The sequence below is a fragment of the Brevibacterium sp. FME37 genome, from assembly GCF_014897485.1.
In the GTDB taxonomy this organism is placed as follows: domain Bacteria; phylum Actinomycetota; class Actinomycetes; order Actinomycetales; family Brevibacteriaceae; genus Brevibacterium.
Window position 1 is genome coordinate 1 of the sequence record NZ_JABUYE010000008.1, and the last position, 20754, is coordinate 20754.

Here is a 20754-nt window from a genome sequence, read left to right on the forward strand (position 1 = left end):
TCCCTGACGTCACTAAATGCCCCCGGCGCCGGGGGCATTTAGTGACGTCAGGGAGGTTTACCGTGCAATGACGCGCTCAGAAATCACCCGTTTGACGTCTTCGAATGGCCCTGCGAGGAAAAGCTGTTTCCACGTCAGGTGAATCACCCTGTAGCCAAGAGCCGAAAGCTGGGCGTCGCGGCTCTTCTCGTTCTCAAGCGCCTGTCGTGGAGTTCCTGGGCCCATGGAATACTTCGCCAAGCCGTCTACTTCAACTACGACTTTCGATGGTTGGTGACAGAAGTCGACCCGGGCGAATACGCGCCCGAACCTGTCCCTGAACTCGACCTGGGGCACGAAACCGCGAATACCGTGTTCGAAGAATCGTGCCGCGGCCACCGATTCTGCGGGAGATTCGCGAAGGGCATCCGCAAGGCCCAGCGCACACCTCGCTCGCCGCTGTGCACGGGCACCGTCGCACTCAACCAGAACTTCTTGGATAGCCTCCACCGACGTCCACTCCAGATGTAGAGCATGATCGATCATCGACACCGCGGTGGCGAGATCATAGGTCAAAGCAACATCAACGAGAGTTCGTTCAAGCGTGGTCACACGGTAGATCCCCACCGTTACCCAGCCACTGTGGGGCAAAGTGGTGTTGCGCACTCGAAGGTGGCGATGTTTACGTGAAGCGCCCGGCCTGATGACCTCAACCCTGCGATCCGGCAGAGTTACTGTCGGCAGACCATGAATCAGAGCGGCAGACAGATGTGAGAAGACTTCCCGCCCTCGGACCGAGGGCCTGACTGACTCCTGCTCATTCACTTTCTCCGCTCGCGCACGGATGAGCGCCTTGAGATTCTGTTCGGCATCCCGGCGGTCATTGAACAACTCGAACTCTTCAGCGTGCCCCTCATCCACGGCAGCCCAGACGCACTGATGCGCAGGGTTGTCACATATACGCTCGACGGCGTATCGCCCGCGAGCAATCCGCCGGAGACAACAACGTTCGGCGCGCGCCAGTTCTCGCTTGCTGAAGCCTGAACGCAACAATCGCGCCGTAGTCATAATAGAGTACATACAGCAGATAATGACAACAAATCGCGTCAAACGCCACACTATGAGCAATATTGTGGATAACCCTGTGGATTACGTAATCGAAGTTCCGGCGCACACACTAAACCTCCCTGACGTCACTAACTACGCGCGGCGCCGGGCGCAATTAGTGACGTCAGGGAGGTTTAGGCGACCTGAGGGTCAGCGGGCGCGCAGCAGGCGGCCCTGAGGCTCGTCGAAGTTGACCGGGGCGCCGCGGAGGATGGTCTGCTTGACCGCACCGCGGACGGCACGCGTGTCGTAGGCGCTGATCTGGTTCCGGTGGTAGAGCTCCGTGGCATGAACGGTCCACTCTTCTTCGGGGGCGAAGACCGCGAAGTCTGCGTCGTTGCCGAGGGCGATCGCACCCTTGTCCTGTACTCCGGCGACCGCGGCGGGTGCCGAGGACATCCAGGCCACCACCTCGGCGAGGTCGATCCCGCGCCTGGCGGCCTCGGTCCACACCAGCGAGAGACCCAGCTGCAGGGAGGAGATTCCACCCCAGGCCGCACCGAAGTCACCGGTGTCGAGGAGCTTCAGCTCGGCAGTCGAGGGCGAATGATCGGAGACTATGCAGTCGATCGTGCCGTCGACGAGCCCCTGCCACAGAGCCTCACGGTTGGATTCCTCGCGAATCGGCGGGCAGCACTTATGTGTAGTTGCGCCGTCGGGGATCTCCTCTGAAGTGAACACGAGGTAGTGGGGGCAGGTCTCGACCGTGAGCTTCACGCCCTCGGCCTTGGCCTTGGCAATCTGCGGCAGCGCGTCGGCCGAGGACAGGTGCAGAATGTGGGCGCGGGCGCCGGTCTCCCTCGCCGCTTCGATGACGCGAGCGATCGCGACGTTCTCGGCCTCACGCGGACGGGAGGCGAGGAAGTCGCTGAACTTGCGGCCGGAGTTCTTCGGCGCCTCGGCCATGACCGAATGATCCTCGGCGTGGACGATGAGCAGACCGTCGTATTTCGCGAGCTCCGCCAGATCGGCGCGCAGCTCCTCGGGCTTCAGCGGCGGGAACTCATCGACGCCCGAGTCCTCGAGGAAACACTTGAAGCCGTAGACGCCGGCATCGAAGAGAGGCTTGAGGTCACTGGTGTTGCCGGGGATCGCTCCGCCCCAGAAGCCGACGTCGATGAAGGCCTTGGGCCCTGCGACCTCGCGCTTGATGTCCAAGGATTCGACATTGACGGTCGGTGGCAGGGAGTTCAGCGGCATGTCCACGATCGTCGTCACTCCTCCGGCTGCCGCTGCCCGGGTGGCGCTGGCGAAGCCCTCCCATTCGCTGCGGCCCGGGTCGTTGACGTGCACGTGGGAATCGACGAGGCCAGGCAGCAGCACCTGGTCGTCGCCGAGTTCGACGACCTTCGCATTCGCCGAGGTGGTCCCGCTCAGCACCGTGCCCCCGGTGGCGATCTCGATAATCCTGCCCTCGCGCACTCCGACTTCAGCAGCGCTCTGGCCCTCGGGCAGAACCGCCCGCTGTGCTCGGATGACCAGATCGAAGGCCTGGTCGGTAGCCTGTGTTCCGGCGTCGTCGACGTTCATACACTCTCCTCATTCACTCAGCCGAGACGGCCGAGGTGGTTCACCCAGCCAGGACGGCCGAGCCATTTCACCCGGCAGTGCCAGCCGGGCAGTTGTCCTCGGCAGCTGCGCCGAGCATGTCATACAAGTCCCCGAGGGCTCGGACTCGTGCATCCGACACCCTCGGGGCCATGGTATACCAATTGTGACGTGGCCGACGTCGAAGCAGGCTGGCACAGCCTGCTGACCGCCGATCCCCTACTTCGCAGCGGCCAGCTCGCTCATCGGCGTCAGCGCCGTGGGGGCATCGGCCGGGGTCTGAGCGAGGACGTCGAACTCATTGATGCTGTCCAGCGCCGCACCCATGGAGATGTTCGTGACGCGTTCGAGGATGACCTCGACGACCACGGGGACCTGGTGTTCGTCCATGAGTTCCTTCGCCACCCGCAGACCCTCGCCGATGAGCTCGGGATCCTCGACGCGCAGCGCCTTGCACCCCAGCCCCTGCGCCACGGCCACATGGTCGACGCCGTAGCTGGCGGCTTCACCTGAGGAGTTGATGTTGTCGAAGGCCAACGACACCTCGAAGTCCATGTCGAAACCGCGCTGTGACTGCCGAATCAGGCCCAGGTAGGAGTTGTTGACGACGACGTGCAGGTACGGGATCTTGTGCTGTGCGCCGACGGCCAGCTCCTCGATCATGAACTGGAAGTCGTAGTCACCGGACAGGGCGACGACCGTCTCCTCCGGTTTGGCCTTCGCCACACCCAGCGCAGCGGGTCCTGTCCAGCCCAAGGGGCCGGCCTGACCTGCGTTGATCCAGTGGCGAGGCTTGTAGACGTGGAGCATCTGTGCACCGGCGATCTGGCTCAGCCCGATCGTCGACACATAGGTCACGTCCTCATCGAACGCAGCGTTCATCTCCTGATAGACCCGCTGGGGCTTGATCGGCATATCCGTGTAGTTGGTCTTGCGGTGCTCGGTGGACTTGCGCTCCGTGCATTCGCCGGCCCAGCCGGTGAAGTCCGGCAGCGCGCCAGCGCCCGTGCCCTCGGCCCGCCCGTGAGCGGCAGCCAGCAGTGCGTCGAGCGCGGCCCCTGCGTCGGAGACGACGCCGTAGTCGGGTGAGAAGACGCGTCCGATCTGTGTGGGTTCGATATCGATGTGGACGAATTTGCGTCCCTCACGGTAGACGCCGAGGTCACCGGTGTGACGGTTGGCCCAGCGGTTGCCGATGCCAATGACCAGATCGGATTCCAGGAATGAGGCGTTGCCGTAGCGCACGTGTGTCTGGATGCCGACCATGCCCGCCTGCAGCGGGTGGTTGTCCGGGATCGTGCCCCATCCCATCAGCGTCGGTGAGACCGGGATCGAGGTCGCCTCGGCGAATTCGACGAGCTTGTCCGCGGCATCGGCGTTGAGGATTCCGCCGCCGGCGATGATGAGCGGGTGCTTGGCCGCTGCGATGAGGTCGAGGACCTTCTCCGCCTGAGCCGAGGTGGCCGCTGGCTTCGAGGGCACCAAGGGTTCGTAGGTGTCGATGTCGAAGTCGATCTCGGTCTGCTGGACGTCGATCGGCAGGTCGATGAGGACCGGGCCGGGCCGGGCCGAGCGCATGAGCTGGAAGGCCGACTGGAAGACGCCGGGCACCTGTCCCGCTTCGAGCACGGTCTTGGCCATCTTGGTCACGGGCTTCGCGATGGAGGCGATGTCTACGGCCTGGAAGTCCTCTTTGTCGAGGACCGCGACGGGTGCCTGTCCGGTGATACACAGGATGGGCTGTGAGTCCGCTGCCGCGGCGTAGAGGCCGGTGATCATGTCTGTACCGGCAGGCCCCGAGGTGCCCAGGCAGATGCCGATGTTCCCTGCCGCTGCCCGCGTGTACCCGTCGGCCATATGGGAGGCCCCTTCGACGTGGCGAGCCAGGGTGTGGCGAATTCCGCCGTGGGCCTTCATCGCTGAGTACAGCGGGTTGATGGCCGCGCCCGGCAGGCCGAATGCCTCCGTGGCGCCTTCCTTTTCGAGGATGAGCACCACCGCGTCAACTGCGCGCATACGTGTCATTGTTCTTCCTTCGCTTCAGCGGCCCACGTTCGAGCGGACCGGGTTCGGTGGCCCGCAATGGGCCGAGTTGGATGAGCCGGCGACGACGCTGTCGCCGGCCCGGTTCGTGGTGGAATGAAGCCGCCGAGGTGGCGCTTCAGTCCTGGTTCTTACCGGAGAGCTGCTCGACGACGGTGAAGAGCCCCGAGTGGTCGAGTCCGCCGTTGCCCTGCTGGACGGTCGAGGCGACGAGCTGGGCGACGGCGGATCCGAGGGGGATCGCGACTCCGGCCTCGCGGGCGGCGGCGGTGACGATGCCCATGTCCTTGTGGTGCAGCGCCAGCCGGAAGCCGGGCTCGAAGGAGCGGTCGAGCATCTTCTTGCCCTTCTGATCAAGGACCTTCGATCCGGCCAATCCGCCGCCGAGGACCTGCAGCGCCGAGGTGGTCTCGACTCCGTAGGCTTCGAGGAAGACGACGGCCTCGGCCAGGAGTTCGATGTTGCCGGCGACGATGAGCTGGTTCGCGGCCTTCACGGTCTGCCCCGAGCCCGAGGGGCCGACGAGCACGATGGTCTTGCCGACGGCGTCGAAGACATCGGAGACGGCATCGAAGTCGGCCTGTTCGCCGCCGACCATGATCGACAGGGCACCGTTGACCGCTCCCGCTTCGCCGCCGGAGACCGGCGCGTCGAGGGGCTTGAGGCCCTTCTCTGCGGCCTGGGCGGAGAGGTTCTTCGCAACGTCGGGGCGGATGGTCGAGTTATCGATCCAGTAGGCGCCGGACTTGGCATGGGCGAGGATGCCTTCCTCACCGGTCAGCACGTCTTCGACGTCTGGGGAATCGGGAACCATGGTGATGATGACATCGGCACCGTCGACCGCCTCGGCAATGGTGCCTGCGGCCTGCCCGCCTGCCTTCGCGAGTTCCGCGGCCTTCTCAGGTGAGCGGTTGTAGCCGCGGACGGTGAAGCCGGCGCTGACGAGATTCTTGGCCATCGGCAGGCCCATGATTCCGAGTCCGATGAATGCGATTGTCTTGCTCATGTTCGTGTCCTATCTACGATGTCGATGAAAGTTGGTGAGGGCAGGTTCAGTTCGCGAGCCACTGAAATGCGGTGGTCCGGTCCTGCTTGTATTCGAGGGCGACCTGGCCGGTGTAGCCGAGTTCGTAGGAGCGGTTGATCCAGTCCTGCAGCGGCAGTTCGCCCGTTCCTGGTGCTCCGCGGCCGGCGGCATCGGCGATCTGGATGTGCCCGAACTTCGCGGCGTCGGCCTCGATGACAGCGGCCACGTCATCGCCGTTGATCGACATGTGGAAGAAGTCGGCGAGGACGGCGACGTTGACCACACCCTGGGCCCGGACCCTCTGAACCACGTCGGCGGCGTCGGATGCGCGCTTGAGCGGATAATCCTCTGCCCCTGAGACGGGCTCGACGAGCACGGTGCCCTCGATGGCGGCGACGGCGTCGGCGGCGAGTTTGAGGTTCTCGATGGCGACCTCGTCCTGCTCCTCAGGCGTCTGGCCTTCGGTGCGCAGGCCGTAGAGGGCGTTGAAGGCGCGGCAGCCGGTGCGGCGTCCGATCTCGACGACAATGTCGACGTTGGCTGCGAAGTCCGCCTCGGCGCCCTTGATAGAGACCATGCCGCGATCACCTCCGGCCATGTTCCCGGCCCAGAAGTTCAGACCCTTGAGTTCGACGCCTGCGTTGTCGAGTGAGGCGATGAACTCATCGACCTCCGCCGAGGTGGGGGTCGGGTTGCCGTCGAAGGGCCACCAGAATTCGACCTGGTTGAACCCGGCGTCCTTCGCCGCCTGGGCACGCTCCATCACGGGCAGCTCGGTGAGCAGGGTGGAGCAGTTGAGGATGTAGCTGTCGGCATTGGTGAAATCGAAGTTCGTCATGGGGTTCTCCTTCGCGTCGCTGCGAGTACGGATTCTCTGTTTTCCGTATTGTGGAATTGTGTTTCCGTTTGATGAAATCAAGCATAAGCAGGCGGCTAGTGGATCGTCAACCCCGCGACGAAAAGAACCCTCCGGGCGCTGAGCAACCTTTAGCGGGGTTGCCCAGCACCCGGAGGGTGGCTGAGAAGTGAAAGGTCAGCCCTTGACGGGCTCTCCATCGACCCACACACGGGCGATGTCGGCTGGGGTTCCCATGGCGAAGATCTTCGCCAGGGCGTCCTCGTCGCTGCTTGCGTGCTCAAGTCCCACGGCCAGGGGCTGACCTTCTGCTGGCGCGATATAGGCGGCGTCGAAGCGCTTGCCCACGGACAGATCGCCCACCTCATCCGACAGCTCGAGGGCCTGTGCTCCGGCCGCGGTGGCCAGGTGCAGCAGGTGCGCAGAGGTCAGCGGCAGCCCGCCGGAGGGGTCGAGCTGCTGCATGAAGTAGGCCTGCACGCCCTCCTTGAGCAGGGAGAAGCCCGTTCCCGCGCCCACGTCGGAGCCGAGCGCAACGCGGACTCCGGTTTCGATGTGTCTGCGCAGCGGGAAGAAGCCGCTGGCCAGGTTCGAATTCGAGGTCGGACAGTGCGCCGAGGCGGCCCCGACCTCTGCCATGCGGGCCAGTTCGCGATCACTCGGGTGCACATTGTGGGCCAGGATCGTCCGTCGGTTCAGCAGTCCCGCCCGGTCGTAGGTGTCGAGGTAGTCCAGGGCTTCGGGGAACATCTCGGCGACACCGGCGACCTCGTCGCGGTTCTCGTTCAGGTGAGAGGTCACCCAGATGCCCGGGTTGTCAGCCACCAGCTGCCCTCCGGCGGCCAGCAGCTCCTGTCCGGCGGAAAAGGAGAAGCGCGGCGTGACCGCGTATCGCAGGCGGCCTTGGCCATGCCAGCGGTCGATGAGGCCCTGGCTCTCCGACACGGATTTCTCCACGCTCGTCAGCAGCGGTTCCGGGAGGATCCGGTCGCTGGTGACCAGGCCCGATGTGATCCGCAGACCCACCTCGGCGGCCTGGGAGAAGAAGGTGTCCATGGCGCTGGCGAAATGCGAACCGAAGACCATCGCCGAGGTGGTCCCCGCCGAGGTCAGCCCGGTGAGGAAATCACCGGCCACGGCCGAGGCATAGGCCTCGTCACCGAGCTTCGTCTCCTCGGGCAGGGCGCAGTGGTCGAGCCAGTCGAGCAGGGGCATGCCGAGGTAGCCGATGGCGCGGACCTGCGGGTAGTGGACGTGGGTGTCGATGAGGCCGGGAATGAGGACACCGGCACGGAGGTCGACCACCTCGGCGTCGGAATGTTTGGCCGCAGCTGCGGCGAAGTCGGTGCGGGCGATGATCTGTCCGTCATCGACGACGATGGCGACGTCTGAGTCCGAGCGCAGGGCGCCGCCGGCAAAGGGGTCGCTCGGTGTGTCGAAGACACGGGCACGATAGATGAACATGGTGGTGCTCCTTGAAGAATGAAGTGTGGTCTGGTGAAAGTCAGCCCATGCGGCCAAGCAGATCGGCGGCGACGCTGAGTGCGATCGTCGCCGGCTGTTTGCCAGGCAGATCGGGCAGTCCGATGGGGCAGTCGATGGTGTCGACGGACTCGGGTGTGTGGCCCTCGGCGATGAGGTTCTTCCGGAACCGCTGCCATTTGGCGCTCGAGCCGATGAGCCCGATGGAGCCGAGGTCGCCGCGGGTCAGTGCCGCATCGCAGAGGTGGAGATCCTCGGCGTGGTCGTGGGTCATGATGAGAACGTGCGTACCGGCAGGCAGCCCGACGAGCACCTCTTCGCCGACAACGGCGAACTCGCGATGAATCGCAGCCACGGGCGGCTCCAACCGGTCGAGCTCCCCTAGGTGCTCCGGGCGAGAATCGCTGACGTGGACATCGATGTCGTGGCGGGCCAGGATCCGGGTCAGCTCGAGCCCGATGTTGCCGATGCCGAAGATCGCCACCGAGGCGGGCACGGGCAGCGGTTCGAGCAGAACGCTGACCTCCCCGCCGCAGCATTGGCGCCCGTATTTGGCGGGTGCTTTGTCGTTGAGTCGCAGAGTGAGCATCTCGGGTTCGGCGCGGTGCTCCCCCGACGCCGAGTCTGCTGCGGCGGCGAGGATCTCGCGGGCACGGGTGACGGCCGTCATCTCCAGATTGCCGCCGCCGATGGTCCCATACAGGTCATCGGCGGTGGCGATCAGCTTCGCTCCGGCTTCACGCGGGGCGTGCCCGCGAACCGAAGCAAGAGTGACGAGGACGGCCGGCACTCGAGCCTTCCGAAGCTCGGCCGTTGTGTCCATCCAAGTCATGATGGGACACTGATGCCTTCCGGATTCTCCCGCGCAGCATCGCCGGACGCAGCCGCAGCGCCAGTGGCAGCCGCACCGCTCGTGGCAGGTGAGCGCACCGATTCGATGGCCCAGAACACGGCTTCGGGAGTCGCCGGTGAAGCCAGCTCAACCGACGGCCCCACACCGCCCGGCTCGGACTCAGCGCCGAACGCGGCCACAGCGTCTCGCAGGGCTTCGCGGACGGAGAAGGCAAGCATGAGCGGAGGTTCGCCCACGGCCTTCGAACCGTAGACGGCGCCCTCTTCGTGCGCCTTGTCCAGCACCGCAACGTTGAAGATCTCGGGGGCTTCGGAGAAGCTGGGGATCTTGTACGTGCTTGCGGCCTGGGTGGCTAGGCGACCTCGGCTGGGTTTGTCTGATTCATCCCAGCGCAGGTCTTCCAGTGTCAGCCAGCCGGCGCCCTGGACGAAGCCGCCCTCGATCTGGCCGAGGTCGATCAGGGGTGAGAGCGAGTCGCCGACGTCATGGACGATGTCGACGCGACGCAGCGTGTAGGAGCCGTCGAAGCGGTTGACCTCGACCTCGGACGCGGCAGCCCCGTAGGCGAAGTATTTGAAGGGTTCGCCGGTCATGATCGACAGGTCCCAGTGCAATCCCTCGGTCCGGTAGAACCCGGAGGCCGAGAGCTGGATCCGCTGGAAGTAGGCGGCGTTGATGAGCTCTTCCCAGGTCACTGTCTTCTTCGAGGACAGTGCGCTGACGATGCCGCGGCTTACGCTCACCTCGTGGGCGGGTGCCCCGAGGATCCCGGCTGCCACCTGGGTCAGACGATCCCGGATCTGCTCGCAGGCGTCCTTGACCGCACCGCCGTTGAGGTCGGTGCCGGAGCTCGCCGCCGTCGCCGAGGTGTTGGGGACCTTGTCCGTGCGCGTGGGCGCGAGCCGCACCGTGGACAGAGGCACACCGAGAGTGGTGGCCGCGACCTGCAGCATCTTCATGTGCAGGCCCTGTCCCATTTCGGTGCCGCCGTGGGTGACGAGGACAGAACCGTCCTTGTACACCAGCACGAGGGCCCCGCCCTGGTTGAAGGCGGTGAGGTTGAACGAGATCCCGAACTTCACAGGGGTCAGCGCGATCGCGCGTTTGACGTGATCGTTGCGGGCATTGAACTGCTCGATCTCGGCTTCCCGAGCCTCCACCTCGGCGGTAGTGACGACCTGGTCCCAGGTGGCCTCCAGCCTCTCTGGGTGACGCACGGGCTGGTAGTACGGGGTGTCCTGGCCGGCTTGGTAGAAGTTGCGGCGACGCAGCTCTCGAGCCGACAGACCCAGCTTCGGGGCGACCCGGCCGAGGATGTCCTCCATCACCAGCATGCCCTGCGGCCCGCCGAACCCGCGGAACGCGGTCTGCGAAGTCTTGTTGCACTTCGCGATGCGACCGGCCACGCGGATATTGGGCACCCAGTAGGCGTTGTCGATGTGGCACATGGCCCTGGTGAGCACGGGCTCGGACAGGTCGAGGCTCCACCCGCCGTCGGCGGTCAGCGTCGCATCCAAGGCAAGGATCTTGCCTTCCTCGGTGAAGCCGATCTTCCAGGACGAGTGAAAGCCGTGACGTTTGCCGGTCATCGTGATGTCGAGCGTGCGGTTGAGTCGCAGGCGCACCGGACGACCGGTGAGCTTCGCGCCGAGAGCCGCGAGTGCGGCGTAACCGTGGGGCTGCATCTCCTTGCCGCCGAAACCTCCGCCCATGCGCAGGCACTGCACGGTCACCTCGTGGGCGGGAACCCCGAGGACATGGGAGACGATGTCCTGCGTTTCGGTGGGATGCTGTGTCGAGCACTGGACGAAGATCTGTCCGCTCTCGTCGACCTGAGCCAGTGAGGCCTGGGTCTCGAGGTAAAAGTGCTCCTGACCGGCGAACTCGAATTCGCCTTCGAACACGTGGGCGGCATCGGCGAAGGCTCCCGTGGCGTCACCCTTGTCGATGACGGGCTGGATGCCGTGGAAGCTGCCCGCCTCGATCGCCTCACGTACGGTGACGAGCGAGGGCAGGGTGTCGTAGTCGACGACCACAGCCGCGGCTCCGGCCTTCGCAGCTTCGAGGTCGTTGCCGAGGACCCAGGCGACGGGCTGGCCGTAGAACATCACTTCGTCGACGGGCAGCATCGGTTCGTCGTGCTTGACGCCCTGGTCGTTGACGCCGGGGATGTCTGCAGCGGTGATGACGCGAACGACTCCGGGCACCGCATAGGCACCGTCGATGTCGACCCTGTTCAGTTTCGCGTGGGCCTGAGTGGACTGCACCGGGTAGGCGTGGAGGACGCCGGCGAGGCGTCCGACGAGGTCATCAGTGTAGAGGGCAGCTCCGGTGACGTGGCCGAAGGCGCTTTCGTGATGGTGGCTCTCACCGACGATGGGGTCGGTGGGGCGCTGTGAGAGGTGGCTCATCGTCCTGCCTCCTGTTCTGCATAGAAGCGTTCCAACGAGGACCGCAGCATCGCGGTCCGATATTTCGCACTCGCCCGGTGATCGTCCATCGGGGTGCCTTCTGCTGCCAGTGTTTCGGCTGCGCCGTGGACGGTGTCCAGCGTCCAGGGTGCGCCTTCAAGCAGCGCCTCGGTGGCCCTGGCGCGCAGCGGGGTGGCCGCGACTCCGCCCAGACCGATCCGAGCCTTGGTCACGATCCCGTCTGCAACGGTCACGGAGTAGCCGATGGCGACCGAGGAGATGTCGTCGAAGCGGCGCTTTGCGATCTTCTGGAACGAGGTCATGGGGGCCAGCGGCAGCGGGATGCGGATCGCAGAGATGAGTTCCCCGGCACCCCGCACGGTCTGCCGGTAGCCGGTGAAGTACTCGGCGAGTTCCACGACCCGTGACCCGGTCGCCGAGGTGAGCACGAGCTGTGCGTCCAAGGCCAGGAGCGCCGGCGGGGTATCACCGATGGGTGAGCCGGTGCCGAGGTTGCCGCCGATGGTGGCGGCATTGCGGATGAGTCGGGAGGCGAACTGCGGAATCAGTTTGCCCAGCAGCGGGATCGAGCCGGCGAGTTCGCGTTCGAGTTCGCTCAGGGTGTGGGCGGCTCCGAGTTCGATGTATTCGTCGGTGCGGGTGATGCCGCGCAGTTCGGCCAGGCGGTCGATGGCGAGCATCGATTTGGCGCGTGCCCCCTTGATGTTGACCTCGACGCCCCAGTCGGTGGCGCCGGCGACGACGAGAACCTCGGGTTCGGCAGCCAAGATATCCAGCGCCTCGGCGAGGGTGGACGGGCGACGGTAGCGTCCGGCTTCACCGGTGGCAGTATCCGTGCGGTGAATATCGGTGCTCGCCGAGGTGGGCGCCGACTTCTGGGTGCGCGCGGCAATCGAGTCGCCGGGTTCGGGCTGGCCCAGTGCGTAGGCGGCGTCGCGGATGGGGCGATAGCCAGTGCAGCGGCAGAGGTTGCCGGACAAGGAGTGGATGTCGAAGCCGTTGGGACCGCAGTGGTGGTCCTCGTCCGCTGCGGCTGAGGCAGCCGAGGCGTCGTCGGCACGTTCGGGCCGGTAATATTCGGCGGCCATGGAGCAGATGAAGCCGGGGGTGCAGTATCCGCATTGGGATCCGCCGCGCACGGCCATCTCTTCTTGGACGGGGTGGACGGATTCACCGTCGACGAGCCCTTCGGCTGTGATGACCTCTTGGCCATCGAGTGCTGCGGCGGGCAGCAGGCACGAGTTGACCGAGGTCCATCGGGTGGTCCCATCGGCGTCGGGGCGGGCGACCATGATCGCGCAGGCTCCGCATTCGCCTTCGGCGCAGCCTTCTTTTGCTGCGGTGAGGCCGACTCCGCGAAGGAAGTCCAAAGCATTTGTGTGTGGGGGGCCCTCAATCTCATGAACGGCTGAGTTCACTGAAACCTGGGCGGTGGAACGTTGAGTTGCCGGGGCAGACATCGCACTTACCTCCTGCGCCTCGTCTCTGCGGCGCACAGTGCATGGTTAGAACATTTGCTTCATTCTTCGAAACTTCTGGTTATCCATGCGAACAGCAGCGAAGAACGTGGTGTCGAGATGACGGTGTGGCCCGATTGACCGGGTGACCCGTCAGTGCAGCGACTGACGGGCTTCAGTCGCCGTGCGCGATCTGGCCCTTTCCCCAAGCAAGATGTCCCATCATTTCACTCATCCACCCAACATAGCCGAAATCGGTCCGCGAACGAAGTACAGCACGAATCCTGCGGACACGAGCCAGAGGAGCCAGTGGACGTCTTTGCCGCGCTTGCTCATCGCGTGGATGACGGCCCAGGAGATGAACCCGACGCCGATTCCGTTGGCGATCGAGTAGGTCAGCGGCATCGTGACCATGGTCAGGAACACCGGCAGTGAGGTGCGGAAGTCGCTCATGTCGATCTCGCGGATCTGAGTGACCATCATGGCACCGACGACGACGAGCGCGGCGGCGCCGGCTTCCATCGGGATGACTCCGATGAGCGGTGCGAAGAACATCGACAGCAGGAACAGCACACCGGTGATGCAGGCGGCAAGTCCGGTTCGTGCACCTTCGGCAATGCCTGCTGCTGCGTCGACGAACACGGTGTTCGACGAGGCGGAGGCTCCACCACCGGCGACTGCGCCGAGGCCCTCGACGATGAATGCTCCGCGGATGCGGGGGAACATTCCATCCTTCGTCTGCAGACCGGCGCTGCGCGCGAGCCCGGTCATTGTGCCCATGGCGTCGAAGAAGTTCGTGAACACCAGAGTGAAGACGAGCATTGTGGCTGCGAGGACGCCGATGCGCTCGAAGGCTCCGAACAGGTCGAAGGCTCCGATGAGGGAGAAGTCCGGCAATGCGACGATCTGGCTGGGAATCTCAGGTGCTGCAAGGTTCCAGCCCTTCGGGTCCGGACTGACCGGATCTCCCACGGTGCCCAGCTTTGCGATCGCCTGGATGACCATCGCAAGGATCGTGGCCACGACGATGCCGATGAGGATTCCACCGGGAACGTTGCGAGCGACGAGGATGCCGATGAGGAACAGTGCGACCACGAACACCAACGTCGGCAGCGAAGCGATCGATCCGTCCTGTCCCAGCTGGACGGGAGGTCCGGCCGGAGTGCGGGTGACGAAGCCGGAGTTGACGAAGCCGATGAACGCAATGAACAGGCCGATGCCGACCGTGATCGCGACCTTCAGTGCGTGGGGCACGGCGTTGAAGATCGCGGTTCGGATGCCGGTGGCTCCGAGGACGACGATGATCACACCGTTGATGACGACGAGCCCCATGGCTTCGACCCAGGTCACTTCCTGAACCACGGATACGGCCAGGAAGCTGTTCATGCCAAGGCCCGCGGCGAGCGCGAAGGGCAGCCTCGCGACGACTCCGAAGAGGATCGTGATGACACCGGCGACGAGGCCGGTGACAGCGGTCAGTTGGGCGAAGTCGAGCGACCCGCCCGCGACATCCTCGGAACCGCCCAGGATGAGGGGGTTGAGGACGACGATGTAGGCCATCGCGACGAAGGCGACGATGCCTCCGCGGATCTCTTGCTTGATCGAGGAACCACGTGATGTGATTTCGAAGAATCTGTCGAGCAGGCCGGGACTCCCGCTGCTCTCGGCGGCGGACTCTGTGTCCCGCCGTTGGTCGTTGTCAACCTTTTTCATGGATCACCTCAAGTTGTTCGATTTGATCAGCCGTCAACATCATCGTTGGCGACCATGCGCCTTGAACATGCGCAGAGAAACGGGCGCTGCTTCCACGACAGAAACTTTTTTTCGCATCATGGAAAGACACTTCCGTTCCGACTGACCAGTTAAGTCTGTTTTGCATAATGTGTCAACGATCACAATCTGGCTACGAGGACCGACCGCCGCCGATTCACCCGATTCGACCACACACAATCATCGCAAATCTCGCGCCTGGCGCTGCCATCGGGGTGCGGGCCGTTGCCGCGAAAGGGTGGGTATCCACTGCCGAACGGTCTAGGATCGATGCCACATTCGAGAGCGGCACCGATGCCGATTCCCGAGGAGGACCCGTATGTCTGAGCCGACACTCATCGGATCTGTCCAGAGAGCTGCCGCGCGTCGTCGGCCTGCCCCTGCCCACGGCATACCACCTCCTGCGCACCCTCGTCTTCGAAGGCTATCTGAGCAAAAACGAAGACGGATACCTGCTCGGGCCAGCCGCCTCACAGCAACAGCGTTCGTCCCCGCAGCAGAGACTCCCACGGATCCGACCCGTGCTGCGCTCCCTGCGCGACGAACTCGGCGGTGCCACATACCTCTCGATCTACGATCACAGAGAGATCCGACTCGTCGATATCGCCGATGGCCCCACCGCACCCGCGGTCGTCCTCTGGGCGGGCGTTCACGAATCGGGACATGCAACAGCATTCGGGAAGGCAATCCTCGCCGGCCTCACCCAAGACCAGCGGGCCGTCTACATCGACCGTCATGATCTTTTCGACCTCATCCCGAGCACGGTCACGAACCGCGGAGCCCTCGAGAGGAGTCTGAATACAACCCCCACGGTCTGGTCCGACTCCGAGGAATATCTGCTTGGGACCTCTTGCCTGGCGACGACGATCAGCGCAGGTGAGACGGTCGGGGCAATTGCGGTCCCCCTGCCATCACATAGGCCGGATACACATGACCAGGCCCTCACATTGCAACGGGCGACACGGCGACTGAGCAGAATCATGGACGCTTCGACGGCCTGAGCGATGGATGCGGCGGGCATATGCACCTCTTCGATCCGGCTGTGAAGTTCTCCTGTTCTGGAATCGTGGGCGAGGGCCTGCCCGTGGCCGTGGGCCAGGCGCTCTCGTTCTCGCGCAAGGGCCTCGACAACATCGCCGTCGCCGTGGCGGGGGAAGGTGCCGCCAACCAGGGCGTGTTCCACGAGTCCCTCAATCTGGCTGCGCTGTGGAAGGTGCCGGTCATCTTCGTCTTCGAAGACAACGATTGGGGAATCTCGGTTGCGCGCGCCACATCCACCTCGGTGACCTCCAACGGCGGCGGACCCAACCTGATCGAAGTCCATACGCTTCGCCTGTGGGGACATTTCGAAGGCGATGCTCAGGGATACCGCCCGAACTTGAAGGAGTGCCCGGCCTCGACCCGATCCCCACCTACGAAGCTCAGCTGAAAGGAAGCGGCGTCATCGACGACTTCCGGCAGCCAACAACTGCCACCCCAATACCAGGAGGACAGCAATGACAACGACAGCACAGCCATCGACCCGTCGCCTCAACACCGCTAAGGCCACGGTTGAAGCAATTGCCACGGAGATGGACCGCGATGAGAATGTGTTCGTCATGGGCGAGGACGTCGGCGACTACGGCGGCATCTTCTCCTCGATCACAGGCCTGTTCGAGCGATTCGGCCCAGAGCGCGTCATCGACACCCCGATCTCGGAGACCGGATTCATCGGAGCTGCGACGGAGGGCATGCGGCCGATCGTCGAGCTCATGTTCGTCGACTTCTTCGGCGTGTGCATGGACCAGATCTACAATCACATGGCCAAGATCGACTATGAGTCCGGCGGCAATGTCACGGTTCCGCTCGTGCTCACGACCACAGTCGGCGGGGGCTATTCCGATGGGGCGCAGCACTCCCAATGTCTGTGGGGAATATTCGCACATCTGCCGGGCATGATGATCGTCGTTCCGAGCAATCCAGCCGATGCTGCGGGACTGATGACAACGGCGATCCGGGACGACAATCCCATCGTCTTCATGTTCCACAAGGGAGTTCAGGGACTGCCGTGGATGGCGAAGAACCGCCGGTCAATCGGCCTGTCAGGGGAGATCGCGGCAAGGATCACAGAACACGACCCCAGCATGCTCAAGACACCGATCGAGCGCGTCGCCAACCCCGATATCCCGATCCCCTACGCTCGCCCCTTGGAGTATGCAGCCTTGCCGACTCCTGCAGGGATCAAAGAGGCGATCCTCAAGCAGGTGAACCGATGACTGAGATCGTCTTCCCCACGCTGTCGGAGAACAGTCCGGACACGGAGGGCGTCGTCTCCACGTGGTTCGCCGAGGACGGCAGCAAGGTGTCAATAGGGATCTCATCGCTGAGGTGGCTGTGGACAAGGTGGACGCCGAGGTGACCGCACCCGAATCTGGAACGTTGAGCCATGTGGTTGCCGAAGGTGGAGCGACAACCCAAGGGTCGGTGATCGCGACGATCGCCTCGACCTGAGCGAACAACGATCCGGCACGATGCCCTGAGCTGGCTCCAGCCATTTCCAGGTGCATCCGAGCACAGAAAAGCCTGAGCCGTGACATCGTCTTCCAACGATGTCACGGCTCAGGCAAAACGCGGTGGCGGTGGTGTCTGGTTGCACGACATCGTTCCGCTATGTCTCCCGACATAGTTCCGGTCTCTGTCTCACGACATCAATCCCCTGGTGTGTCACGACATACTTCCGCTGGTGTCTCGCGACATCGTTCCTCTATGAACGATTCAAACAAGAACCGCTCGATCATCCTCGCCATCACCGAAGGCGGACTCACCCAGACCCAAGCAGCCCAACGCTTCAACGTCTCCACCCGCTGGATCCGGACCCTCCTGACCCGGTACCGCACCGGAGGCCTCGACGCCGTCGACCCACAATCGAAACGCCCCCACACCAACCCCAACGCCACCGATCAGGCCACCACCTCCACGATCCTGACACTGCGCGACTCCCTGAACGCCGACGGCCTCGATGCCGGACCCGAATCAATCTGGGACCGACTCCCAGCACAGACCCGACCCAGCACCGCTACGATCTGGCGAATCCTGCGCCGCAACAACACGATCACCGACCAACCCCAGAAACGACCACGCTCGTCCTGGCACCGATTCGAAGCCGCAACCCCAAACGAGACCTGGCAATCCGACTTCACCCACTGGCCCCTCGCCGATGGCACCGACACCGAGATCATCTCCTGGCTCGATGACCACTCCCGCAAACTCCTCCACGCCACCGCCCACACCCCCGTGACCGGACCTATCGTCATCGACACCTTCAGCCAGACCATGGATGCCTACGGGCCACCAACATCTACCCTGACCGATAACGGCATGGTCTACACAGCCCGATTTTCTCGCGGCAACGACGGCACACGCGACCAACCCAACGCCTTCGAGCAACTCCTGTCCGACCTGGCCATCACGCAGAAGAACGGTGGCCCCAACAAACCGACCACGCAGGGCAAGATCGAGCGCTATCACCAGACGCTCAAACGGTGGCTCAGAGCCGACGGGGACGTCGAATCGGTCGAGGCACTCAACGAGCAGCTGGTCAGATTCGCCCACGTCTACAACACACAGCGGCCCCATCGGGCTATTGGCAGGCGCACGCCCGACACCGCCTATAACGCCACACCGAAGGCACAGCCGGTGATCGAGGTCGGCAACCGAGTCTGGCGCATCCGTTACGACCGAGTCGATGCCTACGGAAAGATCAGCCTGCGCTTTGCCGGCAGACTCCGACATCTGGGCATCGGGAGAGCATATGCGCAAAAGCGAGTTCTCTTACTCGTCCATGACCGGGAAACGATGGTCATCGACCGAGGCGCAGGAGCAATCATCGCGCAACACACGATCGATATCGAGAAGAACTACCAGCCATCGAAAGGAACGATGACGTGAGACATGACCGGAATGATGACGTGAGACAGAACCGGGCCAGAAATGAAAAATGTGCCGCGACATCGTAGGAACGATGTCGCGACACATCACAACGCGGTGGCGGTGGGATTTGAACCCACGGTAGGGGGATGCCCTACACGACATTTCGAGTGTCGCACCTTCGGCCGCTCGGACACGCCACCGCGGACAACATTACAGTCAGGCCCAGGTGGCAACCAAATCGAGCGAGAGTGACTTGAACCACTGCCCTGCTTCACGCTTCCGACGGCGCTCAGCCAGCAGCGCTCTCCCGCTTTGCGGCGAAGAAATCACTCAGCAGGCTGCGGCACTTCTTCGCCGCCACGCCGGAGTAGACCTCAGGATGATGCAGTGCGGCGCGGTCTCGCAGCAGATCCCAGACCGAGCCTGCAGCACCGGCCTTTTCATCGAAGGCCCCATAGACGACTCGCGCCACCCGAGACCCGACGACTGCACCTGCGCACATTGCGCAGGGTTCGAGGGTGACGACGAGAGTGACGTCGTCGAGGCGCCACCGTCCGGTCACCTCGGCGGCATTGCGCAGAGCCATGAGCTCAGCATGCCCGAGAGGATCCTGATCGACTTCGCGTCGATTATGACCGCGGCCGATGACCGAACCTTCGGCATCGAGGACCACGGCCCCGACGGGCACGTCGTCATGTTCACCGGCCAGGGCCGCCTCGGCGAGGGCAAGAGTCATCCAGTCCTGGAAGTGCGGGTGAGCACCAAAGCCGAGTTCTGCACTTTCCTCCGGTGCGCTCAGCGGGCGGCCTGAAGCTGGTCGGCGAATCCGACGGTCTCGCCGACGTGAGCGACGACGCGGGCAGGATCCGAGCGGTACTTCTCCACCTGCTCGATGAGCTCTGCGGGCAGGACTCCGCGATCGGCATAGATCTCAGCATCGCCGCCCCACTCCGCGGCGGCGTCGAACTCGAGCATCGCGACCTCTTCGTCTTCATCCTCGTCATCGGCCTCCGCGGCCCCGTCTTCCTCGAGCCCGAACTCCTCCTCCGGCTCAGCCTCGTAGGCATCGGGCTGCGAATCGAGGTAATCGGCGAAGATCTCCGCGAAGGGACTGAGCTCGACGGCACGCAGGTCAGACAGGAAGACTCGGATCTCGTTGTTCTCGCAGACTCGCACGAGGCCGAACCATTCGTCCTCGTGTTCGATGACAGCGACCGATTCGCCGTCTTCCGACCCGGCGGCCTGCATCATCTCAACGAGGCTGTCGAGATCGGAGGCATCCTGAACATCGACATCGAGCGCACGAAAACCATCGCTCGTTTCGGCAAGGATCTCAGTGAAGTAGGACATGACTCCATTGTGACGCTTCAGCCGACCTTTCACCACAGCTCCACGCGCGAAGATGAAAAGTTCCGTACCATTTATTCTTATGCGCCTTCATGTAGCCGATCACCCGCTCATCGCCCACAAACTCAGCGTCCTGCGTGACCAGAGCACCGACTCTGCACGGTTCCGCCAGCTCACCGAAGAACTCGTGATGCTTCTCGCCTACGAAGCCACTCGTTCGGTGGCGGTCGAGGACAAGGAGATCTCCACTCCAGTCACAACATTCACGGGCACCCGCCTGGCCGAGCCGCGCCCGGTTGTCGTCCCGATCCTGCGCGCGGGCCTGGGCATGCTCGACGGCATGCTGCGCATCCTCCCCACCGCCGAGGTGGGCTTCCTGGGAATGGTCCGCAACGAAGAGACCTTCGAGCCCAGCGCCTACGCAGATCGGCTGCCCGATGACCTCAGCGGTCGGCAGATCTTCGTCGTCGATCCGATGTTGGCCACGGGTGGGACCCTGGCCATGGCCATCGATTTCCTCCTCGCCCGAGGCGCCAGAGACGTCACGGCGGTCTGCCTCGTCAGCGCCCCGGAAGGCGTCGAGCGCATTGAAAAGGATTACGCACAGTCCGCGAATGTCGAGATCTACACCGCGGCACTGGACGAGAAACTCAATGAGAAGGGCTACATCGTGCCCGGGCTCGGCGACGCCGGTGATCGGATGTACGGAATCGTCGACTGACGCCAGCTGGTCGGCTGGGTCTACTGGACCGACTCGGTCGACGCGGTCGGCCAGGCCGTCTGAACCGGCCCTGGCGCGTCATATTTCGTCATACTCGTCTCATTTTCGGACTTTCCTTTGCACCCGACGAGTTTTGTGACAAATAATGAAGCCATGACTTCTACGACGCACTCGACACGAATGTGCCCCGCAGGCATGTGTATGCTCTGCGTTCGTTGTCGGT

The 20754-nt window shown here is 63.8% G+C and carries 19 protein-coding genes and 1 tRNA gene; 7 read left to right on the plus strand and 13 right to left on the minus strand.

Annotated features, from left to right (window positions below):
* Positions 1 to 57: 57 nt before the first annotated feature.
* From INT29_RS10755 to INT29_RS10800, 10 genes are all read right to left on the minus strand, one after another.
* A complete protein-coding gene (locus tag INT29_RS10755) occupies positions 58 to 1047 on the minus strand; it encodes a hypothetical protein (protein WP_193071618.1) in 990 nt (329 codons plus the stop codon).
* 189 nt (positions 1048 to 1236) lie between these two features.
* Positions 1237 to 2616: an allantoinase AllB gene (gene allB, locus INT29_RS10760; protein ID WP_101570886.1), complete on the minus strand. Its 1380-nt coding sequence runs from the start codon at positions 2614 to 2616 to the stop codon at positions 1237 to 1239.
* Between the two features lie 237 nt (positions 2617 to 2853).
* Positions 2854 to 4659 (minus strand): glyoxylate carboligase, encoded by a 1806-nt coding sequence (gene gcl, locus INT29_RS10765; RefSeq protein WP_193071619.1) that lies wholly within the window; start codon positions 4657 to 4659, stop codon positions 2854 to 2856.
* Positions 4660 to 4795: 136 nt separating this feature from the next.
* Positions 4796 to 5683, minus strand: coding sequence for a 2-hydroxy-3-oxopropionate reductase (locus INT29_RS10770; RefSeq protein ID WP_193071620.1), 888 nt, complete (start codon positions 5681 to 5683; stop codon positions 4796 to 4798).
* A 46-nt stretch (positions 5684 to 5729) separates the two neighbouring features.
* Complete coding sequence (locus INT29_RS10775; RefSeq protein WP_193071621.1) at positions 5730 to 6542, minus strand: hydroxypyruvate isomerase family protein; 813 nt, start codon at positions 6540 to 6542, stop codon at positions 5730 to 5732.
* A gap of 195 nt (positions 6543 to 6737) precedes the next feature.
* Positions 6738 to 8024 carry a guanine deaminase gene (gene guaD, locus INT29_RS10780; RefSeq protein ID WP_101570894.1) on the minus strand — a complete coding sequence of 429 codons (1287 nt, stop codon included), beginning with the start codon at positions 8022 to 8024 and terminating at the stop codon, positions 6738 to 6740.
* Positions 8025 to 8064: 40 nt separating this feature from the next.
* Entirely contained in the window at positions 8065 to 8874 is an 810-nt protein-coding gene (gene xdhC / locus INT29_RS10785) for a xanthine dehydrogenase accessory protein XdhC (protein WP_193071622.1), read from the minus strand.
* Positions 8871 to 11306 carry a xanthine dehydrogenase molybdopterin binding subunit gene (gene xdhB / locus INT29_RS10790; protein WP_193071623.1) on the minus strand — a complete coding sequence of 812 codons (2436 nt, stop codon included), beginning with the start codon at positions 11304 to 11306 and terminating at the stop codon, positions 8871 to 8873. The genes xdhC and xdhB overlap by 4 nt, the downstream gene beginning before the upstream one ends.
* Positions 11303 to 12787 (minus strand): xanthine dehydrogenase small subunit, encoded by a 1485-nt coding sequence (locus INT29_RS10795; protein WP_193071624.1) that lies wholly within the window; start codon positions 12785 to 12787, stop codon positions 11303 to 11305. Before INT29_RS10795 ends, xdhB begins: the two co-directional genes overlap by 4 nt.
* A 228-nt stretch (positions 12788 to 13015) precedes the next feature.
* Complete coding sequence (locus INT29_RS10800; RefSeq protein WP_101570903.1) at positions 13016 to 14497, minus strand: NCS2 family permease; 1482 nt, start codon at positions 14495 to 14497, stop codon at positions 13016 to 13018.
* 272 nt (positions 14498 to 14769) lie between these two features.
* On the opposite strand from INT29_RS10800, the gene INT29_RS10805 reads away from it, so the two are divergent.
* The 6 genes from INT29_RS10805 to INT29_RS10825 all read left to right on the plus strand — a co-directional run bounded on the left by INT29_RS10805 (position 14770) and on the right by INT29_RS10825 (position 18481).
* Positions 14770 to 15555 (plus strand): IclR family transcriptional regulator, encoded by a 786-nt coding sequence (locus tag INT29_RS10805; RefSeq protein WP_319020880.1) that lies wholly within the window; start codon positions 14770 to 14772, stop codon positions 15553 to 15555.
* Between the two features lie 20 nt (positions 15556 to 15575).
* The gene (locus INT29_RS10810; RefSeq protein WP_264298408.1) at positions 15576 to 15983 is read left to right on the plus strand and encodes a thiamine pyrophosphate-dependent enzyme; all 408 of its coding nucleotides are present in this window, start codon (positions 15576 to 15578) and stop codon (positions 15981 to 15983) included.
* A gap of 67 nt (positions 15984 to 16050) precedes the next feature.
* Complete coding sequence (locus tag INT29_RS10815) at positions 16051 to 16809, plus strand: alpha-ketoacid dehydrogenase subunit beta (RefSeq protein ID WP_193071625.1); 759 nt, start codon at positions 16051 to 16053, stop codon at positions 16807 to 16809.
* Positions 16806 to 16952, plus strand: coding sequence for a hypothetical protein (locus tag INT29_RS20130; protein WP_226831238.1), 147 nt, complete (start codon positions 16806 to 16808; stop codon positions 16950 to 16952). Before INT29_RS10815 ends, INT29_RS20130 begins: the two co-directional genes overlap by 4 nt.
* Complete coding sequence (locus INT29_RS20135; protein WP_319020881.1) at positions 16928 to 17044, plus strand: biotin/lipoyl-containing protein; 117 nt, start codon at positions 16928 to 16930, stop codon at positions 17042 to 17044. The genes INT29_RS20130 and INT29_RS20135 overlap by 25 nt, the downstream gene beginning before the upstream one ends.
* A gap of 255 nt (positions 17045 to 17299) precedes the next feature.
* The gene (locus INT29_RS10825; protein ID WP_193071626.1) at positions 17300 to 18481 is read left to right on the plus strand and encodes an integrase core domain-containing protein; all 1182 of its coding nucleotides are present in this window, start codon (positions 17300 to 17302) and stop codon (positions 18479 to 18481) included.
* A 94-nt stretch (positions 18482 to 18575) separates the two neighbouring features.
* Here the strand turns inward: INT29_RS10825 and INT29_RS10830 are convergent.
* From INT29_RS10830 to INT29_RS10840, 3 genes are all read right to left on the minus strand, one after another.
* Positions 18576 to 18663 (minus strand) — tRNA-Ser (locus tag INT29_RS10830).
* An 89-nt stretch (positions 18664 to 18752) separates the two neighbouring features.
* The gene (gene tadA / locus INT29_RS10835; RefSeq protein ID WP_101572036.1) at positions 18753 to 19199 is read right to left on the minus strand and encodes a tRNA adenosine(34) deaminase TadA; all 447 of its coding nucleotides are present in this window, start codon (positions 19197 to 19199) and stop codon (positions 18753 to 18755) included.
* Positions 19200 to 19258: 59 nt separating this feature from the next.
* Entirely contained in the window at positions 19259 to 19813 is a 555-nt protein-coding gene (locus tag INT29_RS10840; protein WP_101572034.1) for a tRNA adenosine deaminase-associated protein, read from the minus strand.
* A gap of 79 nt (positions 19814 to 19892) precedes the next feature.
* Here INT29_RS10840 and upp point away from each other — a divergent pair, with 79 nt between their 5' ends.
* Positions 19893 to 20531 (plus strand): uracil phosphoribosyltransferase, encoded by a 639-nt coding sequence (upp, locus tag INT29_RS10845; protein WP_101572032.1) that lies wholly within the window; start codon positions 19893 to 19895, stop codon positions 20529 to 20531.
* The last annotated feature ends 223 nt before the right edge of the window (positions 20532 to 20754 follow it).